The sequence below is a fragment of the Caldicellulosiruptor acetigenus genome (assembly GCF_026914305.1).
Taxonomy (GTDB): domain Bacteria; phylum Bacillota; class Thermoanaerobacteria; order Caldicellulosiruptorales; family Caldicellulosiruptoraceae; genus Caldicellulosiruptor; species Caldicellulosiruptor acetigenus.
This window is the reverse complement of the sequence record NZ_CP113866.1, coordinates 1319291-1335350: the sequence shown is the minus strand read 5'-3', so window position 1 is coordinate 1335350 and position 16060 is coordinate 1319291. Positions and strand designations below refer to the sequence as shown.

Here is a 16060-nt window from a genome sequence, read left to right as displayed (position 1 = left end):
GGGGGAAAGAAAATGGGTTATAAATACTGTCCAAGATGCGAACTGAATAGAATCCCGGAAGACCAAGACTTGTGCCCTGTGTGCAAAAAGGACTTAGAACAGCTAAAAAAGGTTACAGAGGCAAACATGAAACTATGCCCATACTGCCATGAAGAGTATATTCCAGAAGACCAAGACATGTGTGAGTCTTGCTTTGAAGAAAGACTGCTCACTGGAGTTGTTGACGACTCTGAAATTGAAGAAGAAGCAGTCAAGGAAGAAACCGGCTCAGAGTTATTTGAAAATGATTTTGTAGATATAGAACCAGATATTCTAACTCAGCTACCTGATGAAGAACTTGACCTTGTTGACACACCATTAGATTTAGAAGAATTAGAAGTGGAAGAAGAAATACTATTGGATGATGAAGATATAAAGGAAGAATCAGAGGACTATGAAGAAAAAACTGAGATTGAAGATGAAAATTCCTCATCTGAAGAAGAGACAAGTGGCAAATCAAAAAAGGAAACAAAATCTGAAAAGAAAAAAGGAAAAAAGAAAAATAAATGAGGCAGTGCAATTTTCTTTGCACTGCCCTTTTTATATCTCCTTTTTATTTTCTTCGGCAAGTTTTAACCTGTTTAGGGCTCTGTACAGCGCTGCTTTGTATCTTTCAAATTCATCAGGAGGAAGTTTCTGCTCAAGCCGTTTTTCAGCCCTCTCTTTTGCCAAAAGCGCTCTTTGCCTGTCTATCTCCTCTGGCCACTCTACAGCATCACTCAATATTGTTGCCTTATTGTTTTTTACCTCAAGCAAACCACCAGCAATGGCTGCTTCTCTCCACTTTCCATCCTTTTTTATCCTCAACTTTCCAATACCAATGGGTACAACAATAGGCTGATGGTTTGCCATAATACCTATTTCACCATCTATTGTTCGCAAAACAATCATTTCAACCTTGTCTTTAAAAAAAACCCTTTCAGGCTGGAGAACCTCTAATTCAAATTCAGCCATCTTTAAATTCACCTCAAGATTTATTTGCCTTTCATGTCTTTTTCGTAGTTTTCATATACCTCATCTATTGTTCCTACCATGTAGAAATACTGTTCAGGAATATGGTCCATCTTCCCTTCAATTATCTCTTTGAACCCTCTTATAGTGTCTTTCAACTTCACATACCTTCCAGGTCTTCCTGTGAAAGCCTCAGCGACAAAGAATGGCTGTGATAAAAATCTCTGAATCTTTCTTGCTCTGTAGACAATCAGTTTATCTTCCTCCGAAAGCTCATCCATACCCAAAATGGCGATAATGTCCTGAAGCTCTTTATATCTTTGGAGTATTTGCTGCACAGTCCTTGCAACATAATAGTGTTCTTCTCCCACAATTCGCGGGTCAAGTATACGTGAGGTTGAATCAAGAGGATCAACCGCAGGATATATTCCAAGCTCAGCAATCTGCCTTGACAAAACTGTTGTTGCATCCAAATGTGCAAAAGTTGTAGCAGGTGCTGGGTCTGTGAGGTCATCGGCAGGGACATATATAGCCTGTACAGAGGTGATTGACCCCTTTTTTGTAGATGTAATTCTTTCCTGCAATGCACCTACCTCGTTTGCAAGTGTCGGCTGATATCCAACTGCTGAAGGAATTCTTCCTAAAAGCGCTGACACTTCAGATCCTGCTTGGATGAACCTGAAAATATTGTCAATGAACAAAAGAACGTCTTGTCCTTCTACATCTCTGAAATATTCAGCCATGGTAAGCCCGGTCAGAGCTACCCTCATTCTTGCCCCAGGCGGCTCATTCATCTGGCCAAACACCAATACAGTCTTTTCTATAACACCAGACTCGTTCATCTCAAGCCAAAGGTCGTTACCTTCTCTTGTCCTTTCACCCACACCTGTGAAGATTGAAAAACCACCGTGCTCTGTTGCAATGTTTCTTATAAGCTCCATTATAAGGACTGTCTTGCCAACACCCGCACCGCCAAAAAGTCCTATCTTTCCACCTTTTGCGTACGGCGCTAAAAGGTCAATGACTTTTATACCTGTTTCAAAAATTTCCACTGCTGGTACCTGCTCTTCAAACGACGGTGCACTTCTATGAATGGGCCAGTAATCTGAAGCTACTACTTCACCTTTATTGTCAATAGGCTCTCCCAAAACATTAAATATTCTACCCAAAGTTCCTCTTCCCACAGGCACTTTAATAGGTCCACCTGTGTCTATTGCCTTTACACCTCTTCTAAGTCCGTCGGTTGAACCCAAAGCAACACATCGAACAGTGTCATTCCCAAGATGCTGAGCAACTTCTGCAACAAGTTTTTTACCATCAAAATGAATTTCAATAGCATTGTTGATGGCTGGCAAATTCTCATTTTCAAATCTTATATCAATAACAGGTCCTATAATCTGAACAACATACCCTATATTCTGTTCCATTTTTGGCTACACTCCCTCAAACTAAAATAAGATTGTTAAAAACATCATTTCAAAGCTGCAGCACCGCTTATAATTTCTGAGATTTCCTGGGTTATCACAGCCTGACGTTCTCTGTTGAGTTTTAAAATAAGTTTTTGTATCATCTCATCAGCACTTTTTGTGGCATTGTCCATTGCTGTCATCCTTGCAGCAAGTTCACTCACATATGAGTCCATCATAGCACCAAAGATAATTCCTTTGATGTATTCATAAATAACGATGTCAAGTACAGAAACTGGATCTGGCTCGTAGATTATCATCTCATCGCTTTTGTCTTCTTCTATACCAAATTCTGTCTTGTCGAGAGGCAAAAGCTTTTTGATAGTAACTTCTTGTTTTATGGTTGAAACAAGTTTTGTGTAAACGATGTAAACTTCATGAATTTCACCGGTATAATATTTTTTCACTATTCTTTGCGAAATGAGTCTTGCAAGCTTTACAGAAACAGACTGTGTTTGATAATTAAAATCTTCTTCAACTTGATATCCATGACGAACCAAAAAGTTTCGGCCTACCACACCAATAGGGAAAAATGTTACATCCCCTTCTTTTGCAAAATTTTCATATAAGCTGGTTGTACTTCTCAGAACGTTTGCATTGTACCCACCACATAACCCTTTGTCGCCACTGATAACTATAACTCCTATTTTCTTTTTCCCCTCTTTATACGACCCTTCAAAAAGAATGTGCGGGGTTTTTATTCCATGTAAAATCAGATCTTTCATAAACTCATTTACCTTTTCAAAATAAGGTCTTGTGCTATCGAGTCTATCCCTGAGCCTTTTCACCTTTGATGCAGAGATAAGATACATCGCTCTTGTAATCTTTTTTGTCTCACTGACACTTCTAATCCTTGATTTTATCCATCTTGTTTTATTCGCCATCTTGTAATCTCACCTACTTGTTACTCTTAAATCTCTCTTTGAACTCTACTATGACCTTCTTCAAAAGCTCTTCTGTCTCAAGAGTCAAATCTTTTGTCTCTTTTATAGAATCAAATATCTGCGGATAGTTTGCAGATATATACTGTACAAGCTTCTCATTAAATTCTCTTACCTTTGAAACTTCTATATCCATCAAATAACCATTTACAGCACTGTACAAAATCACAACCTGATGCCATACAGGAAGTGGTCTATACTGTGGCTGTTTTAGAGTCTCTACAATTCTTTGCCCTTGAGCAAGCCTTTCTCGTGTTGATTTATCAAGTTCTGAACCAAACTGAGCAAAAGCTTCAAGCTCACGGTACTGAGCAAGGTCAAGTCTGAGCCTTCCTGCAACCTTTTTCATTGCCTTTATTTGGGCATTACCACCGACTCTTGAGACAGAAATGCCGGCATTTATTGCAGGTCTAATACCTGCATAAAATAGCTCACTTTCAAGGTATATCTGTCCGTCTGTGATTGAAATGACATTCGTAGGAATATATGCCGAAACGTCACCTGCTTGCGTCTCTATTATTGGCAGTGCAGTCAGCGAACCTCCACCACGCTGAGCATTTAGTTTTGCTGCTCTTTCCAAAAGTCTTGAATGCAGGTAAAACACATCGCCAGGATAAGCTTCTCTTCCAGGTGGACGTCTGAGCAAAAGAGACATAGCCCTGTATGCAACAGCATGTTTAGAGAGGTCATCGTATATAATGAGTGCGTCTTTGCCCGACTCCATAAACTCTTCTCCCATTGCGCAGCCTGCATATGGAGCCAAGAATTGAAGAGGAGCTGAGTCGCTTGCTGTTGCACTCACAACAATTGTATAGTCCATCGCACCGTATTCTTTTAAGGTATGGACAATTTGAGCAACTGTCGAGGCTTTTTGACCAATAGCTACATAGATGCAGTAAACACCTTGATCTTTCTGATTTATAATTGTATCTATTGCAATTGCAGTTTTACCAGTTTGCCTATCACCAATTATAAGCTCTCTCTGTCCTCTTCCTATTGGAATCATAGCGTCAATAGCCATTATACCTGTCTGAAGAGGAGTTTTAACAGGCTCTCTCTCAATTACACCAGGTGCTATCCTTTCCACTGGTCTGAACTTTTTGGCATTGATGGGACCAAGACCATCTATGGGTTGACCCAGAGCATTTACAACTCTTCCTAAAAGTTCTTCTCCTACAGGCACTTCGACAACTCTACCTGTCCTTTTTACAATGGTGCCTTCCTTTATTTCCTTATCATTTCCAAGTATAACACATCCAACATTGTCTTCTTCTAAGTTGAGAGCCATTCCATAAACTCCATTAGGAAATTCTAAAAGTTCTCCAGCCATACAGTTGTCAAGACCATGTATTCTGGCAATACCGTCACCTGCCATTATGACAACGCCAACATCGCTTGTTTCAATCTTTTTTTCATAGTTTTTAATTTGGTCTTTTATAATCGACGCAATTTCATCTGGTCTAATTGTTACATCAACCATTTGACATCTCACCCCTACAAAATAGCTATCTTTACAAGCTCTTTTCTCATTGAATCAAGAGCACCTTTTACTGAAGCATCAACTTCAATGTTATTAAATAAAAGTTTTATCCCACCAATTAAGCTTTTGTCAACCTTTACAATAAATCTTGGATTTTTGACACCGTACTTTTTCAAAAGCCATTGAGAAATCTTTCTCAGAACATCATCTCCAATCTCATGAGCAACTATAACCTCAACATCAACATTTCCTGCAATTCTATCATACATCTGTTTGTAATAAAGAGGTATATAGGGAAGAACTATTTCTCTTCGCTTATCAATGAGAAGGTATAGAAGGTTCAAGATATAACTATCAATATCATCACTAAAAAAAGATTTGACTTTTTGCTTCTTTTCTGAGCGCTTCATTTCCAAATCGAACCAAATATTATTAAATTCATTATTGCTCTTGATAATCTCAAACAATTTGAATAGTTGCTCATAAAATATCTCCAGCTTTCCTTCCTCTTGACCAAGCTTGATAAGAGCTTCTGCATATCTTTTTGCTGGCAACATCTTTAAGCAACCCCTGCCTCATCAAATATGTTCTCAACCATCTTCTTATTTTCCTCTGTATTCAAATTCTTTTCAATAACTCTCGATGCAGCAAGAAGTGCAATTGAAACAAACTGATTTTTGAGTTCATTTATTTGCTTCTTCTTTTCAATCTCAAATTGTCTGAGCGCATCTTCCACAATTCTGTTAGCCTCAAGCTTTGCATTTTCAATGATTTCTGCCGCCTGTCTTTGTGCTTCTAAGGTTGCACTTTCAACAATCTCATTTGCCTTTGCATGTGCTTGGGCAAGTATATTCTCATATTCTTCCTTTAGCTTTATTGCCTCCTCTTTTGACTTTGCTGCAAAATCAAGCTGCTCTTGAATCATCTGGGATCTTTTTTCCATGAACTGTGTAACTCTTTGGAAGAAAAACTTTTTGTATATGAGGTAAAGTATCAAAAAGTTTATAACTGCCCAAAAGAATATATTCTCGAATATCTTAAGCTCGAACATCTTATTTTACCATCTCCTTCTCAATCCTCGTTAATAGAGAATTACTTCTATCTTAGTAAAATGTAAGCACTGAAAAGAGATGACGCTCCCCAAAAAGCATGGAGAGCGCTTAGATTTTAGAAATTAACATGAATGCAATAACCAAACTATAGATAGCAACTGCTTCCGCCAAAGCAGCACCAATTAAAAATAGCGGAAAAATACGTCCAAATGCTTCTGGCTGTCTTCCAATAGATTCTGAAGCTTTTCCTGTGGCAATACCAATACCAATACCTACACCTAAACCTGCCAGCATTGCTATACCAGCTGCTAATGCTGTCATCTAAAACACCTCCAAAAATTAATAGATTATTCTTCTAAGGCCTCATAAAGGTAAATTAAAGAAAGAAATGTAAAAATTATTGCCTGAAGAACACCATCAAATATATCAAAATATAAACTAGCTATAGCTGGAATACCAACAGGAGGTATGTGGGATTTTATAAGACCATGGTAAATGAGCTCCATGATGGTAGTCCCAGCAAGAATATTGCCGAATAATCGGGCAGACAAAGAAAGAGTTCTTGTGAAATAGTCCAAAAACTTAAACGGGAAAATAATAGGGATGGGTCTAAAGTGATCCAAAAACCATCTTATTGGATTTTTAAGTATTATTGTAGAAATTATCAATACTAAAATAGACATCACACCAAAACTCGCAGTAACGTTCAAGTTACTTGTTGGTGGCTGAAAACCAAAAAGCCCCACCAGATTCATGCTCAACAGGAACAAAAATAGAGTCCCTAAATATGGTGAAAAAATACGCCAGTGATGACCTAAAAAATTCTTGGTTATCTTATTCATAGAATCAACAATAAATTCGGCAATCAATTGTTTTCTTGTGGGAACTAGTTTCATGTTAGAGGTCAAATAAAATGCAAGACCAATCAAAAATAGCATCACAGCCCACATTTCAACAACTGCAACTCTCACAGGTATGCCTTTCCCAATAGGAATGGTAAATAAAACCTTTACTACACCTTCACCCATCTTTCACTTCACTTCCTTGAGAGCTTTTTAGAGTAAGCATAGGCAATAACAAATGAAAGTAGCAAGGCTATAGGATAGCTTATTAGAAGAACAACAATGTATATAATTTTCGTGACATTGTAAATGGATATAAAAGAGACCGAAAAAATCAACAGAACCACAATTAAATAGTGACTTATAAAGTAGATTATGTTAAATTGTTTTGAAAGAATTCCTTCGACCACTTTAGCCAAAGTATAGATTGTACAAATAAACAGAAAACTTATTGCTACTGAAATTAACAAAACATCTGCTCTCTTTGAATATATATATAAGCTCATACACAAGCACAAATAGATAAGTGAAACTAACTTTAAACTCAAGCTTACCACATAAGGCCTCATTTTACTTCTCTACTTTCCGAAGAGAAAACTTATAAATATGTTACACCCTTCTGTGAGAAATTTCAAGCCTATCAAAAAAATTTTTTGTTATTCCCATTCAATTGTAGCAGGTGGTTTTGAAGTGATGTCATACACCACCCTGTTGACTTTTTTCACACTATTTACAATCTCATTTGAAACCCTTTCTAAAATCTCATAAGGTATTTTAGCCCAGTCGGCTGTCATTCCATCAATGCTTGTAACAGCCCTCAAGGCAACCGTGTAATCATATGTTCTCTCATCACCCATGACACCAACACTTTTCATATTAGTTAACACTGCAAAGTACTGCCAAATTTCATTGCCAAGACCGCTCTGTTCAATCTCTTTTCTAAAAATCCAGTCAACCTCGCGCAGTATTTCCAATTTTTCTTCTGTAACCTCACCAATTATCCTTATTGCAAGACCCGGACCAGGAAAAGGTTGTCTTTTGACAATCTTTTCAGGTATTCCTAATTCTATTCCTACACTTCTCACTTCATCTTTGAAAAGCTCTCTGAGAGGTTCAATAATTTTTTCAAATTTTATTTTTTGGGGAAGACCACCTACGTTATGATGACTTTTTATTGTAGCAGCCTTGCCAACCCCGCTTTCAACCACGTCAGGATAAATGGTACCCTGCACCAAAAACTTTATATCTCCAAGCTTTTCTGCTTCTTCTTCAAATACTCTGATAAATTCCCTTCCAATAATCTTACGTTTTTCCTCAGGGTCAGTAACGCCTCTTAAAGCCTCCAAAAACCTGTCTTTTGCGTCAATCTTGATTACATTCATGTCAAACTGGTCTTTAAAAATGCTCATAACCTCATCAACTTCGCCCTTTCTCAAAAGACCATGGTCAACAAATATGCAATAAAGATTTTTCCCTATCGCTTTGTGAACAAGGACTGCTGCAACAGAGGAGTCAACACCACCTGAAAGAGCACATACCACTTTTTGGCTGCCCACAATACTTTTTATCTCACTGACCTTTTCCTCAATAAATGATGAGGTTTTCCAATCACCACTGCAATTGCAAATGTTAAATAAAAAGTTTCTTATAATTTCCTGTCCATACTCGGTATGAACAACCTCAGGATGAAATTGAACACCATAAATTTTTCTGGTATCATCTCCAAATGCTGCAATTGGACAATTCTCAGTAGATGCTAAAACCTTAAATCCCTCTGGAAGTTTTTCCACAAAATCTGTGTGGCTCATCCAACACACAGAATGTTCAGGTATCCCACTAAAAAGAAGAGAAGACGTATCATATTTTATATGTGTCTTTCCGTACTCTCTAAATAGCGCTTTTGCCACTTTTCCCCCCAAAAGATGCGCAATCAACTGGTTTCCATAACATATCCCAAGTATCGGTATACCAGTTTCAAAAAGCATTTTATCAATCATAGGAGCATTTGGTTCATATACACTTGATGGTCCACCTGTAAATATAATTCCTTTTGGATTTATGCTAATTATCTTTTCAATAGGTGTATCATATGGCCAAATTTTGCAGTATACTCCACATTCTCTTACCCTTCTTGCAATAAGCTGATTGTACTGTCCGCCAAAGTCCAGAACTATTACAATCTCATGTTTCAAACCATATCATCCTTTCTTCTAAACATGATAATATAAGAACACCAGTAAAGGAATTGTTATGAGCGAAAAAAGGGTTGTTACAAATACCGTTCGGGTTGCATAGTGGCTATCGCCGTCATATCGGTAAGATAAGACAGAGCTTGTTATAGCTGTTGGCATCCCGGTCTGAAGTACAATTATGAGTCTTGTAAAATTATCTATTGATAAATATTTGGTAAGATACATAACACCAAGTGGTAACAAGACCATCTTGAATAGTGTTATTGCATAGGCAGAAGAAGTTTTTAATGTCTTTTTAAACGATACTTCTGCCAGCAAACATCCAATAAAAAACATCGAAAGATAAATTGTAGTTTTCCCAAAGGGATTTAAAGCATCATAAATTGTCAGAAACACTTTGTCATATGAAGTTTTTATATCATGTGGCAATATTCCTTTTATTAGATAAATGATAAATGCCACAAAGACAGCAATAGAATTTGCATTTACAAACCCAAATTTAGTTTTCTCACGATTGTGCCGGGTTATTATCGAAAGTCCTAAAGACCAAGCCAGAAAATCATGCATAATATTGTAACTTGCTGCAAAGAAAACTCCCTTTTCGCCAAAGATTGAATATAACAGGGGGAAAGACAAAAATCCTGTGTTGCCAAAAGCCGAACAAAAAATATGAGTATAAAAAGTTTTTCCTTTGAGCTTAAATAAAGACCCTGTTATGTAACCAAGCAAAAGCAAAATCATAATTCCCACAAATGCTGAAAGTATCAAAATAAATACATTCTTTACTACCTGTGCAGAGAAAGGTTTGCTACTTATTGTAGTAAAAAGCAAAATGGGCGCTGTCACTTTTACAATAAGTTCACTTACCGAGTCTTTTACAGTTGTTGAAAATAGATTTAACTTTGTTCCTAAAAATCCCACAAATATAACAGTAAATAGAAATAATAAATTTTTCAGAAGAATTAGAACTTCATCATTCATTGCTGTCAAGACCCTTCTAATAAAAAGTGCGTTTTAAATGTTCAAGCTCTATTATATAAAAAAAGAGTGCCTTTTTACAAGGCACTTTATTCTGTAATCTCTATTTCTTCAACTTCTTGTGATGTGTTTGCAAGTGAGTTGAGTTTTTCTTTCATCTTGTTCATCACTTCTTTTGCAACATCAGCAGAGTACTTTTCCATTGCAAAAACAGGTGCTGTTGTAGGAGTTGATGCCTTTACTATCCTTATAATTTTGAGCTGAGGTTTATCTTGTGTTGTGGGACGAACTTTAGAACCCATTAAAATGTAATCTGCATATCCCTGTTTGAATACTCCAATTACCACTTCTTCATATGGCTGCGATAGAATCTTTGAAGACTCTGAGGCTTTAATCTGCATGGGAATAATCTGAGTTTTTCCATCTTTGCCTGTAGTGTATAGCTGGTCCAGATTTGAAAACACTACATTTGCACCTTCAACAGGAAGACCAGTTTTGCTGTCAACAACCATAACCTGTAAATAACCTTTTAAACTTTCAGTTTTAGAAACCTGCTCAGATACTGGAACAGAAGAATTTTTTTGAACTTCTGTAGAGGTTAATTTTGAATTTTCTAAGCTTTTGTTAGAAATAATTCCTACCAAAGCAATAACGAATATAGCTAAAATTGTGATGGCTAAAAACCTGTTTGAAACCTTGCTGAGCATATTTTTATTATCTCCCTCGCTAAATAAAGATTCTACTAAAATATATTATTCAGGTGCATTTTCTATCACTACTTGTTTACCGAAAAAAGATTAGGGTATAAATAATTTTGAATACCAAAAAATCATCCTTAGAAAGCGGAGGGAAAGAAAAATGCACACTAAACTAAGAGATGGAGTTTACTCAGTCGGTGTACAAGATCCAAACTTGAGGATATTTGATATTGTAATGTACACTAAATATGGGACTACCTACAATTCTTATTTGGTTATTGGAAGTGAAAAAATAGCTTTGATTGAAAATGTTAAATATAAGTTTTTTGATCAATTTTTAGACAACATAAAAGAGGTTATCTCACCAGAAAAAGTAGACTATTTGATAATAAACCACACAGAACCTGACCACTCAGGGTCAATTGAGAAACTTTTAGAGATAAACCCAAATATAAAAGTGTTTGGTAGCGGCACCGCAATTAAATTTTTGAAAAAGATTGCAAATAAAGATTTTCAAGCTCAAATTGTCAATCATAATGACGTGGTTTCACTTGGAAATAAAACCTTAAAATTTATTTCTGCTCCCTTTTTGCACTGGCCTGACTCTATCTATACCTACCTTATCGAAGATAAAATTCTTTTTACCTGTGACTCATTTGGCTGCCATTTTAGTACTGAAAACCTTGATATAAACTGGGTTATGCAAAATCAAAAAGAAGGTTTTATGGATGCCTATAAGTACTATTACGACGTTATTATGTCACCGTTTAAAAGTTATGTTCTGCAAGCAATAGATAAGATAAAAGATTTAGAAATTGATATAATTGCTCCAGGACATGGTCCTATATTAACAAATTATAAAGAAGAATTGATTTCATTATACAAATCATGGTCTGAAAAACTTTTAGAAAAGCCTTCCAAACCTTATGTTGTGATAGTATATGTATCGGCGTATGGATACACAGAAATGCTCGCAAAAAAGATTGCAGAAGGTATTGAGCAAAGTGGTGTAGATGTTTTTGTATACAACGCAATTGAACACAAGCCAGAAGAGATTGTAGAGAAAATCTATTTTGCAAACGGTGTGTTGTTTGGTTCACCAACAATAAATTCTGATGCCCTGCCACCTATTTATGATATACTCACGAGATTAAATCCAATTGTGCACGGCGGAAAGGTAGCAGCTGCATTTGGTTCATACGGATGGAGTGGTGAAGCTGTGCCAAATATTGAAAACCGTCTAAAGCAGCTAAGATTTAAAGTCGTTCAACCCGGGTTAAAGGTGAATTTCAAGCCAAACGAAGAGGAGTTAAAAAAATCTTTTGAATTTGGTATACTATTTGCTGAAAAGATAAAAGAATAAAAAGCTGGTGCATATACAATGGAAAAGTATGACATTGTTATAATTGGCGGGGGACCTGCCGGTGTAACCATTGCAGAACAGATAAGAAAAGAGAACAAGAATATATCAGTTTGCATACTAAGTGAAGAAAAGGTTTTGCCTTATTATAGGTTAAGACTTGGATATTATCTTCAAAATCCTATAGATGAAAAGTTCTTCTTGAAATCTTCAGAGTGGTACCAAGTGAACAATATAAAATTGATGTTGAATAGTAAGGTTGAAGAATGTAATTTTAAAGAAAAATTTGTGGTTTCAAGGGGTCAAAAGATAGAGTGGGACTATCTTGTTATTGCTTCAGGATCAAAACCTTACCTTCCTGAGCAGATGCGAAACGAAAAGCTGCAAAACTTTGTCTTCACATTTAGAAGCTATGAAGATTTGCTTGCGCTTAAAAAAAGAGTAGCACAGGCTGGCAGAGTTGTAATTGTTGGTGCTGGACTTTTGGGATTAGAACTTGCATCTGCACTTGAGGGTAAGGAAACAACAATAGTTGAGCTGAGCAAAAGAATATTACCAAAACAGTTGGATGAAGTTGCCTCTTTTCTCTTGGAAGAGCACATTGTAAAAAAAGGAATTAAGATAATTTTGGACAATAAAATTGAAAATGTTGAACCTTATCAAAACGGTTTGAAAATAACACTTTCAAGTGGTCAGGCTATTGAATGTGATTTACTGATTTTTTCAGCTGGAGTTGTACCAAATACTGAGTTTATAAATTCGCAGGAAGATATACTAAATAGCAAAAAAGGTATAGATGTTAATTACAAAATGCAGACTAAGCTTCCCAATGTGTATGCTTGTGGTGATGTTGCATATATTGATGGACAAAATCCCGGAACATGGACGTTTGCTTTAGAAAGTGCAAAAATAGTTGCAAAGAATATTTTAGGATTTGAAGCTTTTTATCAAAATAATCCACTACCATATTTCTTAAAAGCCTTTGGACTCGAGATTGTTTCAGCAGGTGATATGCAAAATCTGCAAAACGCAAATATACTCGAATTCTTAGATAAGAGTAGAATGATTTATAAAAAATTTGTGGTAAAAAACAATAAGTTAACTGCCTACCTTCTTTTAAATGATACCAAAGCACATTTGCAGCTTTCTAAGTTTTTAAACAGTCATGTTGACATAAAATTGTTAGAAAGCTTTTTAAAATAAAAAGCGGAGCTGAGAAAAATGCTCCGCTTATTTTTTAGCATAAATCCTGTCTTTCAGTATCTCCTTCAAGAACATCCCTGTATATGACCTTTCACACATAGCAACCTCTTCTGGGCTGCCACATACAACTACCTCACCGCCTTTATCTCCGCCCTCTGGTCCTAAATCAATTATATAATCTGCAACTTTTATAACATCAAGATTGTGTTCAATTACAATTACCGTGTTGCCCATATCCACAAGGCGCTGAAGAACAGCAATTAATTTATTGACATCATCCATGTGAAGACCTGTTGTAGGCTCGTCCAAAATGTACAGGGTTCTTCCAGTTGCCTTTTTAGAAAGTTCTGTTGCGAGTTTTACTCTCTGTGCTTCTCCGCCAGACAAAGTGGTGGAAGGCTGCCCAAGCTTTATATAACCAAGTCCTACATCATAAAGTGTTTGGAGCTTGGATTTTATCCTCGGAATATTCTTGAAAAATTCCAACGCCTCTTCCACTGTCATTTCAAGCACATCAGCAATGGTCTTATCCTTGTACTTTACTTCTAACGTCTCCCTATTATATCTCTTGCCTTTACATACATCACACGGCACATACACATCAGGCAAAAAATGCATTTCTATCTTTATAATACCATCACCTGAACAAGCTTCACACCTTCCGCCTTTCAAGTTGAAGCTAAATCTTCCTGCCTTGTAACCTCTGAGTTTTGCCTCAGGGGTTTGGGCAAAAACTTCTCGTATATAATCAAAAACACCTGTGTAAGTTGCAGGGTTCGACCGTGGAGTTCTTCCTATAGGTGATTGGTCTATATTTATAACCTTATCAAAATGTTCAAGGCCTATTATCTCTTGAAATTTACCTGGTTTTTCTTTGGACTTGTTCAAAATTGCACTTGCTGCCTTGTAAAGTATCTCGTTCACAAGAGTGCTTTTGCCAGAGCCCGAAACGCCGGTAACACAAGTAAAAAGTCCCACAGGAAAGCTAACATCAATATTTTTAAGGTTATTTTCGGATGCACCCTTGATGGTAAGCCATCTACCATCAGGTTCTCTTCTTCTCTCAGGTATCTCAATCTTTTTCTTTCCGGAAAGATACTGTCCTGTGATAGATTCTTCACATGAAATTATATCATTCAGTGTCCCTGCTGCAACCACTCTTCCACCGTGCTCGCCTGCCCCTGGTCCAATGTCCACAATGAAGTCTGCCGACCTTATTGTGTCTTCATCATGCTCTACAACAATCAATGTGTTGCCAAGGTCTCTCAACTTCTTAAGAGTTTTTATTAACCTATGGTTATCACGCTGATGCAACCCTATACTTGGCTCATCAAGAATATACAAAACTCCAACAAGCCCAGACCCTATCTGGGTAGCAAGCCTTATTCTCTGTGCTTCACCACCAGAAAGTGTGCCTGCTGACCGTGAAAGAGTCAAGTAATCAAGTCCTACATCTATCAAAAAGTCCAGTCTTGTCAGAATCTCTTTTATTATTGGCTGTGCAATTACTTTATCTTTTCCTTGAAGGTTTAACTTCTTAAGAAATTCTTTTGCTTGCAATACTGTCATGTCAGCAACATCTGCTATAGACTTACCCTCTATCAAAACCGCCAAAGCCTCTTTTTTGAGTCTTTTACCCTGACAATCGGGGCATGTAAATGTGCTCATATACTCTTCAATCTCTTGCTTGACATACTCTGACTGGGTCTCTTTATATCTTCTTTCAAGGTTATTTACAAGCCCCTCATATTTTGCAAAGTAGATACCTCGTGGAGTATAAACTTTTATCTTCTCATCACCTGTTCCATACAAGAAAATATCCAGAATTTTCTTGTCAAGTTTTTCAACAGGAGTATTTAGACTGAAATTATATTCTTTTGCAAGTGATTCTAAAATCATTCTTGCATATGAGTTTGTCTCAGTAAAGTTCCACCCATTTATTGCAACCTGACCTATGGGGATAGATTTATCTGGAATCAATAGGTCAGGGTCTACCTTTTGCAAATAACCAAGTCCCATACACGTTGGACATGCACCATACGGTGTGTTGAAGGAAAAAAGACGTGGAGTAATTTCTTCATACGAAACTCCACAGTCTACACATGCAAAGTTTTGTGAAAATACAATCTCATCTCCATCAACAATAGATACAGTTACAATCCCACCGGCAAGCTGGAGCGCTGTTTCTATAGACCCTGCAAGTCTTGATTCTATCCCCTCTTTTACTATAAGCCTGTCTACAATGACGTCAATACTGTGTTTTTTGTTCTTGTCAAGTTTTATCTCTTCTTCAAGCTCATACACGATGCCATCCACTCTAACTCTTGCAAAACCACTTCTTCTCAGTTCCTCAAATAGCTTCTGGTACTCACCTTTTCTTCCTCTTACAACCGGCGCAAGTATTTGAATCTTCGTACCCTCTTTAAGTTTCAATACCTCGTCTACCATCTGGTCAACTGTTTGCTGTGAGATAGGTTTTCCACATATATAGCAGTGAGGTTTCCCAACCCTTGCAAACAAAAGTCTCAAATAATCGTAAATCTCAGTAATTGTTCCAACAGTCGAACGCGGATTTTTAGAGGTTGTCTTTTGGTCAATGGAGATAGCCGGAGAAAGCCCTTCAATGTATTCTACATCTGGTTTTTCCATCATCCCCAAAAATTGCCTTGCATAAGAAGAGAGAGATTCTATATATCTTCTCTGCCCTTCTGCATAGATAGTATCAAAAGCCAAAGACGATTTGCCAGAACCAGAAAGACCAGTAAAGACTATGAGTTTGTCTCGTGGAAGTACCAAGTCAATATTTTTGAGATTGTGTTCCTTTGCACCTTTTATAACTATATACTCTTTTGACATCT

The 16060-nt window shown here is 36.9% G+C and carries 16 protein-coding genes; 3 read left to right on the top strand and 13 right to left on the bottom strand.

Annotated features, from left to right (window positions below):
• Positions 1 to 12 precede the first annotated feature (12 nt).
• Entirely contained in the window at positions 13 to 549 is a 537-nt protein-coding gene (locus OTK01_RS06605) for a hypothetical protein (protein WP_013432689.1), read from the top strand.
• A gap of 30 nt (positions 550 to 579) precedes the next feature.
• On the opposite strand, the gene atpC is transcribed toward OTK01_RS06605, so the two are convergent.
• The 12 genes from atpC to OTK01_RS06545 all read right to left on the bottom strand — a co-directional run bounded on the left by atpC (position 580) and on the right by OTK01_RS06545 (position 10648).
• The gene (gene atpC, locus OTK01_RS06600) at positions 580 to 993 is read right to left on the bottom strand and encodes an ATP synthase F1 subunit epsilon (protein ID WP_013432690.1); all 414 of its coding nucleotides are present in this window, start codon (positions 991 to 993) and stop codon (positions 580 to 582) included.
• A 20-nt stretch (positions 994 to 1013) separates the two neighbouring features.
• Entirely contained in the window at positions 1014 to 2417 is a 1404-nt protein-coding gene (gene atpD / locus OTK01_RS06595) for a F0F1 ATP synthase subunit beta (RefSeq protein ID WP_029227650.1), read from the bottom strand.
• 44 nt (positions 2418 to 2461) lie between these two features.
• Positions 2462 to 3340 carry an ATP synthase F1 subunit gamma gene (atpG, locus tag OTK01_RS06590; protein ID WP_013432692.1) on the bottom strand — a complete coding sequence of 293 codons (879 nt, stop codon included), beginning with the start codon at positions 3338 to 3340 and terminating at the stop codon, positions 2462 to 2464.
• Positions 3341 to 3353: 13 nt separating this feature from the next.
• The gene (gene atpA, locus OTK01_RS06585; RefSeq protein WP_013432693.1) at positions 3354 to 4877 is read right to left on the bottom strand and encodes a F0F1 ATP synthase subunit alpha; all 1524 of its coding nucleotides are present in this window, start codon (positions 4875 to 4877) and stop codon (positions 3354 to 3356) included.
• 14 nt (positions 4878 to 4891) lie between these two features.
• Positions 4892 to 5434 carry an ATP synthase F1 subunit delta gene (gene atpH, locus OTK01_RS06580; RefSeq protein ID WP_029227651.1) on the bottom strand — a complete coding sequence of 181 codons (543 nt, stop codon included), beginning with the start codon at positions 5432 to 5434 and terminating at the stop codon, positions 4892 to 4894.
• A gap of 2 nt (positions 5435 to 5436) precedes the next feature.
• Positions 5437 to 5928, bottom strand: a complete 492-nt coding sequence (atpF, locus tag OTK01_RS06575) for a F0F1 ATP synthase subunit B (RefSeq protein WP_029227652.1) — start codon at positions 5926 to 5928, stop codon at positions 5437 to 5439.
• Positions 5929 to 6037: 109 nt separating this feature from the next.
• Positions 6038 to 6250 (bottom strand): ATP synthase F0 subunit C, encoded by a 213-nt coding sequence (atpE, locus tag OTK01_RS06570; RefSeq protein ID WP_013290424.1) that lies wholly within the window; start codon positions 6248 to 6250, stop codon positions 6038 to 6040.
• A gap of 26 nt (positions 6251 to 6276) precedes the next feature.
• A complete protein-coding gene (locus OTK01_RS06565) occupies positions 6277 to 6957 on the bottom strand; it encodes a F0F1 ATP synthase subunit A (protein ID WP_029227653.1) in 681 nt (226 codons plus the stop codon).
• Positions 6958 to 6965: 8 nt separating this feature from the next.
• On the bottom strand, positions 6966 to 7241 hold the full coding sequence (locus tag OTK01_RS06560) for a hypothetical protein (protein WP_232841634.1): 276 nt from the start codon (positions 7239 to 7241) through the stop codon (positions 6966 to 6968).
• A gap of 186 nt (positions 7242 to 7427) precedes the next feature.
• Positions 7428 to 8963 (bottom strand): glutamine-hydrolyzing GMP synthase, encoded by a 1536-nt coding sequence (gene guaA, locus OTK01_RS06555; protein WP_029227654.1) that lies wholly within the window; start codon positions 8961 to 8963, stop codon positions 7428 to 7430.
• An 18-nt stretch (positions 8964 to 8981) separates the two neighbouring features.
• The gene (locus OTK01_RS06550) at positions 8982 to 9944 is read right to left on the bottom strand and encodes an AEC family transporter (protein ID WP_029227655.1); all 963 of its coding nucleotides are present in this window, start codon (positions 9942 to 9944) and stop codon (positions 8982 to 8984) included.
• Positions 9945 to 10030: 86 nt separating this feature from the next.
• Positions 10031 to 10648 (bottom strand): hypothetical protein, encoded by a 618-nt coding sequence (locus tag OTK01_RS06545; RefSeq protein WP_029227656.1) that lies wholly within the window; start codon positions 10646 to 10648, stop codon positions 10031 to 10033.
• Between the two features lie 151 nt (positions 10649 to 10799).
• Between OTK01_RS06545 and OTK01_RS06540 the strand changes: the two genes are divergently transcribed.
• Together OTK01_RS06540 and OTK01_RS06535 are read left to right on the top strand one after the other, a co-directional pair.
• On the top strand, positions 10800 to 12002 hold the full coding sequence (locus tag OTK01_RS06540) for an FprA family A-type flavoprotein (protein ID WP_029227657.1): 1203 nt from the start codon (positions 10800 to 10802) through the stop codon (positions 12000 to 12002).
• Positions 12003 to 12020: 18 nt separating this feature from the next.
• Positions 12021 to 13202 (top strand): NAD(P)/FAD-dependent oxidoreductase, encoded by a 1182-nt coding sequence (locus OTK01_RS06535; RefSeq protein WP_013432703.1) that lies wholly within the window; start codon positions 12021 to 12023, stop codon positions 13200 to 13202.
• Between the two features lie 27 nt (positions 13203 to 13229).
• Here the strand turns inward: OTK01_RS06535 and uvrA are convergent, their stop codons facing one another.
• Entirely contained in the window at positions 13230 to 16058 is a 2829-nt protein-coding gene (uvrA, locus tag OTK01_RS06530) for an excinuclease ABC subunit UvrA (protein WP_029227658.1), read from the bottom strand.
• Positions 16059 to 16060: the final 2 nt, after the last annotated feature.